At 32.7% G+C, this 14,147-nt stretch carries 14 protein-coding genes; 8 read left to right on the top strand and 6 right to left on the bottom strand.

Going from position 1 to position 14,147, the window contains the following annotated elements; genetic code table 11:
• Window positions 1-7: 7 nt before the first annotated feature.
• Window positions 8-1,126 carry a hypothetical protein gene (locus Fokcrypt_RS00795; protein ID WP_323722311.1) on the top strand — a complete coding sequence of 373 codons (1,119 nt, stop codon included), beginning with the start codon at window positions 8-10 and terminating at the stop codon, window positions 1,124-1,126.
• 39 nt (window positions 1,127-1,165) lie between these two features.
• On the opposite strand, the gene Fokcrypt_RS00790 is transcribed toward Fokcrypt_RS00795, so the two are convergent.
• Together Fokcrypt_RS00790 and Fokcrypt_RS00785 are read right to left on the bottom strand one after the other, a co-directional pair.
• Window positions 1,166-2,530: a bifunctional folylpolyglutamate synthase/dihydrofolate synthase gene (locus tag Fokcrypt_RS00790; RefSeq protein ID WP_323722310.1), complete on the bottom strand. Its 1,365-nt coding sequence runs from the start codon at window positions 2,528-2,530 to the stop codon at window positions 1,166-1,168.
• On the bottom strand, window positions 2,530-2,769 hold the full coding sequence (locus Fokcrypt_RS00785) for an Asp-tRNA(Asn)/Glu-tRNA(Gln) amidotransferase subunit GatC (protein WP_323722309.1): 240 nt from the start codon (window positions 2,767-2,769) through the stop codon (window positions 2,530-2,532). The genes Fokcrypt_RS00790 and Fokcrypt_RS00785 overlap by 1 nt, the downstream gene beginning before the upstream one ends.
• Before the next feature lie 207 nt (window positions 2,770-2,976).
• Between Fokcrypt_RS00785 and Fokcrypt_RS00780 the strand changes: the two genes are divergently transcribed.
• From Fokcrypt_RS00780 to tilS, 4 genes are read left to right on the top strand one after another with little or no spacing between them, the layout of a single operon-like run.
• Window positions 2,977-3,480, top strand: a complete 504-nt coding sequence (locus Fokcrypt_RS00780; protein ID WP_323722308.1) for a hypothetical protein — start codon at window positions 2,977-2,979, stop codon at window positions 3,478-3,480.
• A gap of 4 nt (window positions 3,481-3,484) precedes the next feature.
• Entirely contained in the window at window positions 3,485-4,153 is a 669-nt protein-coding gene (locus Fokcrypt_RS00775; protein WP_323722307.1) for an ABC transporter ATP-binding protein, read from the top strand.
• Window positions 4,131-5,795, top strand: a complete 1,665-nt coding sequence (locus Fokcrypt_RS00770; RefSeq protein ID WP_323722306.1) for a ComEC/Rec2 family competence protein — start codon at window positions 4,131-4,133, stop codon at window positions 5,793-5,795. The genes Fokcrypt_RS00775 and Fokcrypt_RS00770 overlap by 23 nt, the downstream gene beginning before the upstream one ends.
• Window positions 5,796-5,801: 6 nt before the next feature.
• Window positions 5,802-7,358, top strand: a complete 1,557-nt coding sequence (gene tilS / locus Fokcrypt_RS00765; protein ID WP_323722305.1) for a tRNA lysidine(34) synthetase TilS — start codon at window positions 5,802-5,804, stop codon at window positions 7,356-7,358.
• 213 nt (window positions 7,359-7,571) lie between these two features.
• Here the strand turns inward: tilS and rplI are convergent, their stop codons facing one another.
• The 3 genes from rplI to rpsF are packed head-to-tail and all read right to left on the bottom strand — an operon-like array spanning window position 7,572 to window position 8,760.
• Window positions 7,572-8,036 (bottom strand): 50S ribosomal protein L9, encoded by a 465-nt coding sequence (gene rplI, locus Fokcrypt_RS00760; protein WP_323722304.1) that lies wholly within the window; start codon window positions 8,034-8,036, stop codon window positions 7,572-7,574.
• Window positions 8,037-8,064: 28 nt separating this feature from the next.
• On the bottom strand, window positions 8,065-8,412 hold the full coding sequence (gene rpsR, locus Fokcrypt_RS00755; protein WP_323722303.1) for a bS18 family ribosomal protein: 348 nt from the start codon (window positions 8,410-8,412) through the stop codon (window positions 8,065-8,067).
• Window positions 8,413-8,436: 24 nt separating this feature from the next.
• Window positions 8,437-8,760 carry a 30S ribosomal protein S6 gene (rpsF, locus tag Fokcrypt_RS00750; RefSeq protein WP_323722302.1) on the bottom strand — a complete coding sequence of 108 codons (324 nt, stop codon included), beginning with the start codon at window positions 8,758-8,760 and terminating at the stop codon, window positions 8,437-8,439.
• Window positions 8,761-8,919: 159 nt separating this feature from the next.
• Between rpsF and Fokcrypt_RS00745 the strand changes: the two genes are divergently transcribed.
• Both Fokcrypt_RS00745 and Fokcrypt_RS00740 read left to right on the top strand, forming a co-directional pair.
• Window positions 8,920-9,918: a ribonucleotide-diphosphate reductase subunit beta gene (locus Fokcrypt_RS00745; RefSeq protein WP_323722301.1), complete on the top strand. Its 999-nt coding sequence runs from the start codon at window positions 8,920-8,922 to the stop codon at window positions 9,916-9,918.
• A 259-nt stretch (window positions 9,919-10,177) separates the two neighbouring features.
• Entirely contained in the window at window positions 10,178-10,807 is a 630-nt protein-coding gene (locus Fokcrypt_RS00740; RefSeq protein ID WP_323722300.1) for a hypothetical protein, read from the top strand.
• Between the two features lie 153 nt (window positions 10,808-10,960).
• On the opposite strand, the gene Fokcrypt_RS00735 is transcribed toward Fokcrypt_RS00740, so the two are convergent.
• A complete protein-coding gene (locus tag Fokcrypt_RS00735; RefSeq protein WP_323722299.1) occupies window positions 10,961-12,214 on the bottom strand; it encodes a tRNA nucleotidyltransferase/poly(A) polymerase family protein in 1,254 nt (417 codons plus the stop codon).
• A 112-nt stretch (window positions 12,215-12,326) separates the two neighbouring features.
• On the opposite strand from Fokcrypt_RS00735, the gene ychF reads away from it, so the two are divergent.
• Entirely contained in the window at window positions 12,327-13,421 is a 1,095-nt protein-coding gene (gene ychF / locus Fokcrypt_RS00730; protein WP_323722298.1) for a redox-regulated ATPase YchF, read from the top strand.
• The last annotated feature ends 726 nt before the right edge of the window (window positions 13,422-14,147 follow it).

The raw sequence follows: 14,147 nt of genomic DNA, 5'->3' as shown, positions 1-14,147 counted from the left end.
TCTTCTAATGCGCAAATACATTAGCGCTTTATATGTATTTTATCTATTTTGCACACTCACATCTTATTCTGATGCACACACTAACAATAGTGATGAAAATAATTTAAAAAGCTCATTTTCTTCTAAAATAGAATTTGAGATGTGGAATGCACTAAGTGAACAAAAGAACAACAGTACAACGTATAGCAATACGTGCATCATTACTGGAAAATTGAAATACCAAGAAAAGCTTTCGGAAAACCTAAAGTATATTTTAGGTATGGAAGGTATGATATATACCCCATGGAGTAAAGTAATGGAAGATATGCCAATACTACAGGATATATATGGTATTTTAGAACATGATATTACTTCTGATGCTTATCAAAAGCTCATAATCAGCATGAAAACGGATAGGAGCATAGATCCATTAAAATATCAATCAGTAGGCTTTCGCACTTATGGTATAAGATACCTTCCAATCGCATTGCTACAGCAAAAATTAGGTGATGATATAAATGCTAATATAAAGCCATATTCTTCATTTCTTAGCGAACAACCCTTATATAAAAATACTCAGTCATTCGCTAATAAAGTCAGTCTTGTCGGAGTTTATAACGATTTTACCGTAGGTCTCACTTACGTACCAGATACAAGCGAGTATTTTGGAAAATTCTCAACACCAGAACATATTACAAGTAACATACTACAACGATATAAAAATAACGTGAGGGCACTAACTTCCTACTCTGGTAAGTTCCAAAATATAGATTTTATAGCATGGTATGGTGGAGAAAGTGCATATTTCGAAGAAAATGATAATAACTGCGGAAGCATAGTATACGGTATAAAAGTTGGATACATGGGAACTCAGCTATCCTTAGCTGGAGCTTCATTCAATAACATCACTAAATCATTAAAAGGAGAAGAAAATAGTACATATTTAGGAATTTCATATGGAATCAGTAAGTTCAGAGTAGGCTTTATAAGCGATACTTTCTTCGGAGAGGAATATATATCAAATAAAATGGGACTTTTTGAAATACATTATGATAAACATATCGCCATACTCTTCGGAGTAGCAAAAACGCAGTATAAAGAAAATTCTCAAAATTTAGTAATATGCAATTTAACAGGAGTATTTTAAAAAAATTGCCACAACAGCAATTTTTAATTTAAGTATCATTTAATCTCGTGTCTTGATATCTGCAAACAAATATAATGAACCGCAGACTAGTATAAGTGCCTCCCTATTGTTTATATGAGACAAGCATTCTCTAATTCCGTCATGTACGTCTTCAACTATTTTGCAGTTAAAGCCCATTTTTATAGCCTTATCGTAAAGCACTAAACTACTTTCAGACTTAGGCTCGCTACGAATCGATGTTACACATAATAATGTCGTTTCTATCTGAAAAAAACGCAAGAAGCCTTCAATATCTCTACCTTTTGTACGACCATGGATTACATAAAGTGGTATCGTGCTGCTTTTAAATTGCATTATACTAGCCATTAGCATTTCAGCACCTCCAACATTATGAGCACCATCAAAAATTAACGTAACATTATTTGGTAAATCATAACCTAAATCATTAGAGGTAATTTTCTGCATTCTTCCAGCCCAAAACGCATGTTTTACAGCTTCAGATATATGAAGGAGAGAAAAATTTTTGTAATATAGTAATCCAAGCATAAGCATAGCAATTGCTGCCGTTGCAGCATTTAAAAATTGATGTATTCCAGCTAACGTTGGTTTTGGTATTCTAAATACTACATTTCTTTCAAGACTTCCTATACCAGCAAGCACAAGAGAATTAGAAAGTACTTTATTGCGTAATCGTCTTGGCAATTGAAAGTACAGCTCAATTTCTTCATCAAATACCTCGAAATTCCAATCTCTTCCAAAAAGTACTAGATTAGCATTTTTTGATTCACAATATTCAGTAATAGTATTTACTGCTTCTCTTGGTTGCCAACTTACAACTGTTATCGAATTTTCACCGATAATACCACATTTTTCTGTTGCGATTGAAGATAAGGAATTACCTAGAAATTCCGTATGATCCAAAGAAATAGGAGTAATAATGTTCAAGATCTTATCCCGTACTATATTGGTAGCATCAAAATTTCCACCCATTCCGACTTCTAACAATAGAGCATCAGCTTTTTCCTGAGAAAATTTATATAAAGCTAATCCTGTTGTCGCTTCGAAAAATGAGAATCTACCATCATCTCCTATAATGTGATTCCCGTAGTTGCACAAAATTTCCAATTCTTCATCAGATATCTCCTGATCTCGTATTACTATACGCTCGTTAAATCTCATCAAATGAGGTGATATATACCTATGAGTAGTATATTTTGCATTTTTAAAGCATTCTCCTAAATATGCTATAGTTGAGCCTTTTCCATTCGTACCAGTTACATGAATTACCGGCGGTAAAGCACTCATATCCACACGCAGTGCTGTCACAATCTCTCTTATTCTATCAAGACCAGGTTGTACGTTATTACTCAGCAACCTAGGCCATGGTGGCATTATTATGCTCATCAAGAAGGCATAACTCTACTTGAAATACCAAAATACCCTTTATGTTTATTACCAGAATATTGAGAAATATCCGTTACATCATTTTTACAATGTGATGCATAATGCAATTTTTTCTTTAATTCAGTACACACGTTATACATCGGCACCACTCCAGTAGTATCCACCTCGGCAATTTTATCAAGAGCTTCTACCACAGTTTTTAGCTTTTCTGCAACTAACAAGATTTCTCGTTCATCCATATGAATCGCACAAAGCTTGCAAAGATTCTTTATATCCATGTTAATTATTATAAATCAATTACTCTCGTATAGGTATCACATTGTTCTTATTTTTTCTACGCATGATATAAAAATATCTCTACAAGTGCATAAAAAAATCACGAAAATTTCTTGTATTTTATACATCGCTTTGCAATATAATCATACAGATTACACTATAAAAACTTTATGGATGCTGTTCTCAAAATTCTAGACTATACTAATTCGCACAGTTTTATAGCTAATACCGGATTTATAGTGTGTATACTAATAATAGTTAAGTTTGCTCGTAAACCCTTATATAGAGCATTACGCAAAAGATTAATAGAAATATTTAGAGAGATAAAAGCATCTTTGGAAGAACTCGGACAGCAATATAAAAGAAAAGATGATATGATTCGATATCATGAGACGATGACTACATATATAGAGAAAGAGATTAATGAAGCTTATGTAGATCATGATAAAGTGATTGAAGAAGCTAATAAGAGAGTAAAATATATGAAAATTGAGCACGATAAGACCGTAAAAAGAGCTAAAAAAAATGCTAAAATGCTTCATACTCAATCTATAATGAATGACATATTGGAAAACTTAGAGGTTGGATTACGCAGAAAGATGTCTAATATGAGTGATAAGGAACATGAAGAAATTATTATTCAAGAAAGCAATAAGATAAGAGACTTAAAATAAAGCCGTGATTCTACTAGAAAACATCCAAAAGAGTGTATCAGCTGGAATAAAAGAAGAACAAAGATCAATATTGAGAAATATATCGTTCTCTGTTCCTCACGGGAATGTGACGGCAATAGTAGGACCTTCTGGTTCAGGTAAATCTACTCTACTTCAGATTATCGGATTACTGGATATACCAACAAACGGGAAATTAATATTGAATGGTATCGAATGTAGCTTTAAAAGTGATAAAATTGCTACTGTAATGAGGAAGGAAATGATAGGCTTTGTATATCAGTTTCATTATCTACTAAGCGGTTTCACAGTTTTGGAAAATCTTTTAATACCTATGAGAATAAAGAATAAAAATGCTGATAAAGAAATTGCTTTTTCCACACTTAAAAAATTTAATCTAGAACAGAAAGCGAATATGGTAGTAGATCAGCTGTCTGGAGGTGAAAAGCAAAGAGTTGCAGTTGCAAGAGGAATCATAAATTCTCCTAAAATAGTAATTGCTGATGAACCTACTGGTAGCCTCGATAGAAGAAATGCAGATTGTGTATTCGAAGTGCTACTTGAAGTCGCTAGAGAAAACGATACAACTGTCATTATAGCTACTCATGACGATAATATTGCAAAAAACTGTGATCAAGTATTTATGCTTTCTGATGGTTATCTTACAAAAATGTAAAGAAAAAGTTATCGTAGATCTATTGGAGGAAGGAAAAGACGCAATACTATGGTTCCCAATTATTCTATCATTAGGAATTATAGCAAGAATCGCATACAACATCGAAGGCGTATTTGTAAGAATACTATCTATATTTTTACTTATAACACTGTGCTGCTGGAAACAATTTCATACTAAAGTAACCAATAAGACAGATTTTTTTAACATCATTTGTTACGCATCTTTCTTTTTTTGCATCGGTATCACAGTAATGGACATGAGGATCACCAAGGTACAAGCACCAAAGTTAAGTAGCAAAATAAACGCACATGTTGAAGGTATAGTAGATTCGATATATAAAACAAATAATCACTACAAAGTACTTTTAACAGACTTAAACATCAGTAAAATACATGCATCTGATACACCTCATACAATTAGAGTAAGAGTTAGCAAGAAACACAGTACTGTATTAAAAGACTATAATAATATACTAGGAGCACGAGTTTCTTTTGACGCTCAGCTATCTCCTCCTCAAACTATAGAACAACAGTATCCATTTGACTTCGCACAATTTGCATATTTTCAAAGAATAGGTGCTGTAGGATTTTCTCTTACTAATTTTCATATTTTAAAAGAGTCTGAACATTCTATATTGCACCTTCCAGAAATCATAAGGCATAAAATAGCATCGCATATCGATATAGAATTAGAACATGATATAAGTGGAGTAGTAAACGGATTATTGCTAGGAGAGATATATAAAATACCGAAACATATTTACGAATATTTTAGAATTTCTGGGACTTCTCATGTTATAGCAATTTCAGGTATGCACATTACAGTAATGTCAATAATGATGTTATATGTCATTAAGTTTTTTTTATTACGCACCAGTATTTCTATAGATAATATATTGAGCTCTAAAATCTCTTACTGTGTAGTGTGCGCACTAATCGTACTTTACCTTCTTGTAGTAAATTCTCCTATTTCTGGAGTGAGAGCAGTATCAATGTTTTTACTATGCGGACTAGGTATCGTAGTAGATAAGCGTTACGACATAAAACGCGTACTTGCTACTACAGCATCATTGATACTACTTTTTCAACCTGAATCAATACTAAACGCTGGCATGCAACTGTCATTCTTAGCTTGTATAGGAATGATATATTGTATTCAGAACTTACAATTTGGTTTTGACAGTATAAATTATGAAAATACAAAATTGAGAAACGTATTTATAAAATTATGCATCTATTTTCAAAATCTTGTAACATGCTCCATCATTGTGACAATATGTACTATACCTGTAATAGCATTTCATTTTCATACACTCTCAATTTATTCCATATTTGCAAATCTTGTCATCATTCCATTAGTAGATACAATTGTAATGCCACTATCGATGATATATCTTGCCACAAGTTTCATTGATTATAGTAAATACGCATTGCAGCTCTTAGCCATACCAGTGAAATTAATGATATATTTCGCTAAATATTTTGCAGAACTAAAATATGCAGCAATTTCTGTAAAAAATATCTCAAAAGAGATAGTAGTCGCACTATCTCTAGGAAATGTTATTATAATGTATACCAAAACTGATACGATGAAGTTGATTGGCTTTTTCATCTTATCATCTGCACTACTACTTTTATTGTAAATTGTTATGAAAGAGGAAAATAAATGTGCTTTTGTGAAAAAATTTATATCCTCATTAAAAAGAATAGGTATAAATTCCAAAAATCATATATCTTTATTTCACTTACTTGAAAATGAAATAATAGTCGTCGGATATTCCGGAGGAGCTGATAGTTTATGCTTAGTACTATTACTTCTCGAGGTAGCAAATTTGTTAAATATGGAAGTATATCCAGTATTTGTTAATCACGGTCTAAAAAAAATAGCTGATATAGAAGAAGCTCAAGCAGCGGATATCTTATCTTCTTTTACTGGAAGAAGAATGGTCGTACAAAAGTGGAATGGAGATAAACCAAAAAGTAATATTTATTCTATTGCAAGGGATAAAAGGTATGAATTACTTTTTCAAGCGGCATACGAACATGGTGCAAAGATTATCATGACTGCTCACCATGCAGATGATAATATCGAAACTGTTTTGATGAATATAATGCGTGGTTCTGGAGCAGAAGGTATATGCGGTATCTCTCAAGTCATGGAATTGCAAGCCTTTTACAAGAATAAAAATCGACAACTATTACTTGTTAGACCGCTTTTAGATTGGTCTAGAACTGAAATTGAAAGATATTTAGCAAGAAGAGGTGTGAATAGTTACGTTATGGATGAGATGAATAAAGATAAAAGATTTCTGAGAGCTTCTGTACGGGAACTTTTAAATAATGTCAAAGAAAATATAAAAACAAATCACACATACGATCTTTTTTATAAAAGATTTACCCTTCTTACTAATAACATACAAAGAACTATGACATTTGTAGAAAAGTGTACAAGTGATTGGCTGATGAAAAACTACTGTGTATCGCATTACGGAGCAGGATTTTTTAATCTTAGACTATTTGCGGAATTAGAATTAGAAATGAAACTTAGAATAATGAAAAAAATGCTCCGCAACATCGTACGTTTTAAGTATCCACCAAGATTATCATCACTATTATTACTATGCGATAATATAACAACTATGAAACCATGCACATTAAACAAATGTATAATAGCACAAGCTTCTCAAAATGAGCTTATAGATGTAGTAGAAGATATGAGTATTAAAGAAAGGGTAATGATAATAGTAAAAGAATCGCAATTTATTGATGATACAGTATACGAAGCTAGCTCTAAACTCATATGGGATGATAGATTTTTAATCACATGTATTACATCAGAAAAAAAGAATCCCTTTACAATTTCGCGATTTGAACCAAAATATGAAAAAATTAGTTTACCGTTAGAATGTAATGTTAAAAGTGTAGCTGAGGTAAAGAAAGTATCAAAAAGAGTTCTCAATGCTGTGCCATTTTTATACTATGGAAAAGCTATTATCAGTCCATTAATTAATGAAGTAGAAGTCTCTTTGAACGGAAAAAATTACATATTTTCATCTAAGTATCTTTTCAGAAATGAAAATAACAGTGAACATTGCACGTGGATATTTTCGCATAATCTTGGAGGATTAGATAAAAATGAAGAACATCAGGTTGATGAAGTTACCACTGAAATGATAAATCGAAAAAATGAAATAGTAAGTGATTAAGAATGACTTAAGTTATGAGAAACGTTAGCCAAGATTTAGTTAACTTAAAACAAGAAATTGCTCCCAAAAACAATTCAGCCAAAAATGGAGATGCTCTCTAAAAGCACAGATTAGCAAAACTACTAAAAAAACTAACTAAGAGGATAATGCAAAAAGATACAATATCCGTGAAAACCTTATCATGAAGCTTCTCTTTTCTCGCTACCTTACTTTCTATTTTTCTTCTGCTATAGACTGCACATTCACGGTTAAATTTACTTCAACATCTTCATACAATGAGATCGCTATGCTATAAGTACCAATCATATTCAATTTTTGATGCATAATGATCTGCACTGGTTCGACGTCAAATCCTAATGAACTAGATATCGCTTCACTAATATCAGTCTTACTCACAGAACCATATAATTTTCCATCATTACCAGCTTTGCAAGATAATATTACAGATGCAACTTTCATTACTTCAGCTCTTTCTAAAGCAATTTTTCTCTGCTCTTGAGCTTTGAGTTCTAATGCAGCTCTTTGCTCTTCGAACTGCTGAACCGCTTTAGGAGTAGCATACACGGCATAATTCATAGGAATGAGAAAATTTCTAGCATATCCTCCTTTCACCTTAACCATGGTACCTACTTTATTACCATGTACAGCATGAGTGAAAATCACATTAATGGTACTCATCTACAAAAAATATAAAACGAAAAAATAACTATTGTAATCCTAACTGCCGTGCAACTTTTACGCATCTTTTCAATTCTGCCTGCATTTTTCTTGAAAGGCCAGTAGTCTTTCTCGGTAAAATACGACCACATCCTGAAAGATAGTCTTTAAAAGTTTGAACATCAAACGGCACTACATTTAGCACTTTGACTTGCTTCGCCCTTCCTTGTTGGGTTTTTTGTGCTTCAGCTGTTTTATTAAATAGGATAGAGCTTTGTAGAAGAGGCAAAACGGATACATGAGGCGTCTCACTTTTCTTTGGCGACTCCACATCACTAGAAGGGGTTTGCTGAGAACTAGACGTGTTGGTAGTAGATCGGGAATCTGTATTACTCATGACGAAGTGATAATATATGTTAAATTAAACGACAGCCGGCTCTTCCGTTACAGGGAAAGAGTATCTTGTCGACAGCACCATAGAACGTACAACATTTTCATGATGAACACTAAAGTAGTGAGTGAGTTCTCTAACACGAGAACCTTCGCACTCTATACCAAATATCACAAAATAAGCAGACGTACCATTCTTTACTTTATACTTTAAATCTCTCATTCCCCACCTTTCAAGCTGCATTATCTTACAATCTTTTTTCTCCATCATACTCTTCACAGAGAAGATAGTATTCTCGATATCGTGGCTACTCATATCATGCCTTAAGCCCATGACAACCTTATAAAACCTCATTAAAGAGCTAATTACAGATGAATTTCAACAATCAGTATTATATAGAACAAAACATGTAAATCAATACACTCCACATTTGCTTTACGTATCCTGTAAAAGCACTAGCATAAGTTTATTTGATTTGCTAATCCTTAAAATCCAATTATTTGAGTATCCAATATGAATCAAACTGAGAATACGTCCTTTGCAAAGCCTAATACATTGCTAACTGCAGAAGTAGGATATAAACCGTTTAGATATCCATGGGCATACGAAATATGGCTACAACAGCAACAAATGCACTGGCTAGCAGCAGAAGTAACTATGGGAGACGATATATCTGACTGGAACGTATTAAACGAAGCAGAACGTCATCTTATTACACAGGTATTACGATTTTTTACACAAGCAGATAGTGACGTAGCAACGATATGTTATTTGAAATATCTAAAATTTTTCAAACCTACAGAAGTAGTAATGATGTTGTTATGTATTGCAAATACTGAAACTATACATATGGATGCTTATTCACATTTGCTCGAATCTCTAGGATTACCGCAAGTTGAATACAAGGCCTTCTTGAAGTTTGAAGAAATGCTAACAAAGCACGAATTCTTATTTAAGTTTAATATGAACTCTCCACATGAGGTAGCTAAAACTTTAGCTGTGTATGGAGCTTTCACAGAAGGCTTACAGCTCTTTGCTTCATTTGCAATGTTAATAAATTTCCAGAGATTCGGTAAAATGAAAGGACTCGGACAGATTGTTGCTTGGTCAATAAGAGATGAATTACTGCATACAGAAGCAATGATAATGCTATTTCACCAATTTATTGAGGAATATCCGGAAGCATGGACTAAAAAATTGCACACAGAAATCACCGAAGCATGTATTAACGTGGTAAAAAATGAGGATGCATTTATAGATTTAGCATTTGGAATAGTAAAGGAAGTACAAGGTTTATCAGCTAGTGATATGAGACAGTATATAAGGTTTATTGCTAATACTAGAACAAAACAATTACGTATAGAGCCTCCATTTCCAGAAGTTACCGTCAATCCCTTAATGTGGATGGATGAAATCGTAGTTGCACCACAATTTACAAATTTTTTTGAACAAAGACCAACTGCACAATATGGAAGAGCTGCTACCAGTGAATCGTGGGAAGATGTATTTTAACATCCTAACGCATTAAGAAGATTTTAGTTCCATGATTTTGTTATTGCATTTAGGGATACGATGCTATTTTTCAATACGATAAATAGTAAGTTTGTATTGAAAAAAACATGGATAAAAGCGACATATATAGTGAAAATTAATTATATTTTATCATTTTCATTTATATCCACTCATTTTCTTAAGATAATTTTTGCTCGAAAGATTATTCTATGATATCCTAAGGAAAACGAGCTCGTGTGAACGTATAAGTACTACCACCATGTTTTTCATAGTAAACATTATAGCTCTACTACTTAGTACTATACACATACAGTATTCAAGTGCCGATTCCAAAATAGATATCTCCGCAATCGATAATACCGAACAAACACAAAATAATATTTCTTCAGTTGGATGTTTTGAAGCTGGATTAGATCTAAGATTAGCAAACGATACAACTCTCAAAAAACAACAATTCGGTATCGACTGGTCATATAATAGCTTTCAATGGCCATTTCTCCAAGATAAAGGATTAATACTGGGAACCATAGGTCTAACTTATATGTATGACTACTCCGATTCTAATCCTTCTAACTGGTTAGGTGTAAAATTTACTGCATCTGGTGTAAGAAGAGTAACCGATATGTATAGCTTTGGCGTTTTTATAGGAGGTTCAATAACAAAAGACATTAGTAGCAATGTTATCAACGAAACTACTAAAAAAAGCGTAAGTATGCTTTATCCATTTGATATGGGGTTGCGTATGCAATTTCACAAATTAGGAGTGCAGTTAGGAACTTACACTTATATTGGAAGTGATAGCTTAGAAAATGAGGAAAAAAATAGTACTGATATAACTCAAAAATTCTTTTCTCTTCCTCTATATGGAAGAGTTTTCCTATCGTTTTAGCAATGCTACGTTATATGAACGAGCATATCTAAAATAGCTCTAGCAGTAATTATTGAATATTTTTTATATATTAAATATATAGACAAACCAATATCGAACCTTCAGTATACGTACACAGAATAAGAAACAAATATCTCTCCTTTGTACTATTTCCTACTTATTATTTAGCAACGATAGTCGCATTATAATTTCTTCTTTCGTTGCCGTAAAATTACTATCTATATAAATCTGAGTAGCTTTTCTTTTATACTTACCTATATCGGCATTACTTCTTACGAGTGGTCTTATATCATGACCATTTATTGGTAGTGTAATTTTAGCATACTCTTCAATCTTTTCTATCGAAGGTGAAAATCCTCTATCCATTATTACGTTACATATTTTTATAAAATCTACATACGCTTGTACGCCAAACAAAAAAACTGCTCTCTTACCACATTCTTCATCATCTACCACTACATCTAATCTACCTATGTACTCATACAATTTCATCAATGTTTTCAATCTCAAAAATTCACGATTTGTAAACATTATTTCTTTTGACAATTGAATGACTGATTCTAAAATTGTTGTTGTATCGCAATCTCCGTCTTGTATAAGAATGCATGCGACATTTAAAATACTATCATACGGAACACATCCTCTACTTTTCTCAATAAATTGATTAAGAACTGGAGATATTATTTCAAGAATTTCACAACTCTTCATTACCTTCAACGACTGCATACAATACGGCGTTTTAAGAAGTGCCATCATTTCTTTTCTAATCCTTTCTTTAGATAAGTTTTGTAACATACTTCTATGCTCTCCCAGCACTTTTACCTCAGAATCATCAAATTTCGGAGCATGAAATAAACCACTAAATCTAAAAAATCTCAATATCCTCAAATAATCTTCCCTTATTCTAGATACTGCATCTCCTACAAATTTTATCTTCTGCTCTTTTAAATCCTTTATTCCGGAATGATAATCGTACATCACATTTTCTATATCACAATAAATAGCGTTTATTGAAAAATCGCGTCTCATAGAATCTTCAAGCCATGATATATAACTTCCTGAAACAACTCTTGCAGCTCTTCCAAAACATTCCAAATCTTTACGTGGTGCAGCAATATCATACATCACATTCTTATAGTGTATTTTGAGCACACCATACTTTGCCGAATCATCAAAATAGCTTAGATTATGAGCTTTTAAAATTTTTATAATTTCCAAAAAATCAGCTTTAACTACTATGTCATAATCAATTCTGCGCGGAAATTTCAAACTAAAATACTTTTCAATCAGATGGTCTCGTACTGAACCTCCAACTACTCTTACTTCAAAATAAGTATTCAAGATTTTTAAAATATCCATACATTCGTTGGAAAATAAATCTCCTTGATTTTCTAAAGCGTTTGACACAGTTCACTGTAATGCTTACTCTTTGAGAAGCATAAACTAGTACTAGTTACTACAGCAATACCGCTTCTGCATATGATAGGACGTATTGCATTGAATTTTTTCATATTTTGGAATGAGCGTAGCGTGTGGCATAGTTGGATTACCTAATGTTGGTAAATCTACTCTCTTCAATAGTGTACTTGGAAAGGAAGAAGCAGAAGCTGCTAATTATCCTTTTTGCACCATAGAACCAAATAAAGGCATGGTAGTAGTTTCAGATAAAAGACTTGAAATACTTGCCGATATAGAAGGTTCTCGCAATATTATTTACTCTACCGTAGAACTTGTAGACATTGCAGGTCTTGTGAAAGGAGCGAGTAAAGGCGAAGGACTTGGTAATCAATTTCTTGGACATATAAGAGAAGTTGATGTTATTGCACATGTCGTAAGATGTTTTGCTGATAGTGAAACTCATCATGTTGACGGGAGTGTTGATCCAAAGCGTGATATCCTCGTAATACAAAATGAGCTTATATTATCTGATCTTGCAACCATTGAAAAAAGACTAGAACGTTCCGATAAGAAAAGTAAGGCTGAAAGAGAGTCACAAGTAACATTATTAAAACTTTGTCAAGAATATCTTCTCATAAATGATGTGAAGGGAGTGATAAATCTTGTAAATGAAGAAAATGAAAAATTTTTTAAGGAACTTGGCTTGTTGAGTATGAAGAAGCAAATATATGTTGCAAATATAGGAGAAGAAGATGTAAGCAAGTCTGGAAATGAGTATTCCCAAATTGTGCAAGAAATAGCAACATTAGAAAATAAAAGAGCAGTTATACTATCCGCTAAGCTTGAATCCACATTAGCTCTTATGAATAGAGAAGAGAGACAGTTTTTTCTAGAGAATTATGGCCTTAAAGAAGGTGCCGTAGGACGATTGGGGAAAGCATTGTATGACGAATTAAATTTCATTACTTTCTTTACAGTTGGTCCACAAGAAGCTCGCGCATGGAAGATAAAAAGAGGCACTACAGCTCCGAAAGCAGCAGGTGAGATACACTCAGATTTTGAGAGAGGCTTTATAAAAGCAAATGTATGCTCATATGAAGATTACTGTAAATACGGTGGAGAGCAAAAAGCGAGAGAACACGGAAAAATTAGAATTGAAGGTAAAGAATATATCGTAAATGATGGTGATGTAGTGCATTTTAAATTTAATGTCTAATCTTGAATAAAAAGAACCATATATCCATCTCTTTCAAGAAATACACACTCTACAAAGTTACTATTCTATATATCAAATAGATGCATTACTATCTCTACTACTCTCATTTAGTCACATCATTATTGTTATCCAGTAACGTACTTAGCTGTATTCCAAAGTTATTCACTTGGAACTTCACAGTAAAAAAGTTTTTTTAATATTTTCTAGTATCTTTAAGAGGCTTACGATCTCTTATATAACATACATAAATAGAAAATAAGATAAGTCATCAGAACACAAACATCACGAGTATGAGCTAAATTAGCTTTATATATCTATAACATACGTATATTGCTTTAGGGCGCTATATTAGTGATTAAAATTACATCACTTAATAACACACAATACAGAAATATCTTACCAGACAATCGAATTTTGATAACATCAGATTATCTAAAAACAAATTATAGATTGCAAATCAGATTATTACGTCGAAAAAGAAAATCTAGCGCAATAAAGGAAGTAAAATAGGTGATATAACAAAAATACGAAACCATATACTGACACAAACGTATAATATGGACATGAATCCCATTACATCAAGAGGTAAAAAAGTCACTTGACTTAGAGTAGAGCTAGTTGAAGCGCAAGAATAGTCGAAAAAATCGAGGGAAATATCGATCATAAGAAAAAAAAAGAGAGCGAGCTTTTTTTCTCGCCCTCTTTTCTATAATGAAAGACATTATT

Origin of the sequence: Candidatus Fokinia cryptica (assembly GCF_034359305.1) — a bacterium.
Lineage (GTDB): Bacteria > Pseudomonadota > Alphaproteobacteria > Rickettsiales > Midichloriaceae > Fokinia > Fokinia crypta.
Note: the sequence above shows the minus strand (reverse complement) of the source record. Positions and strands in the feature narration are given on the sequence as shown.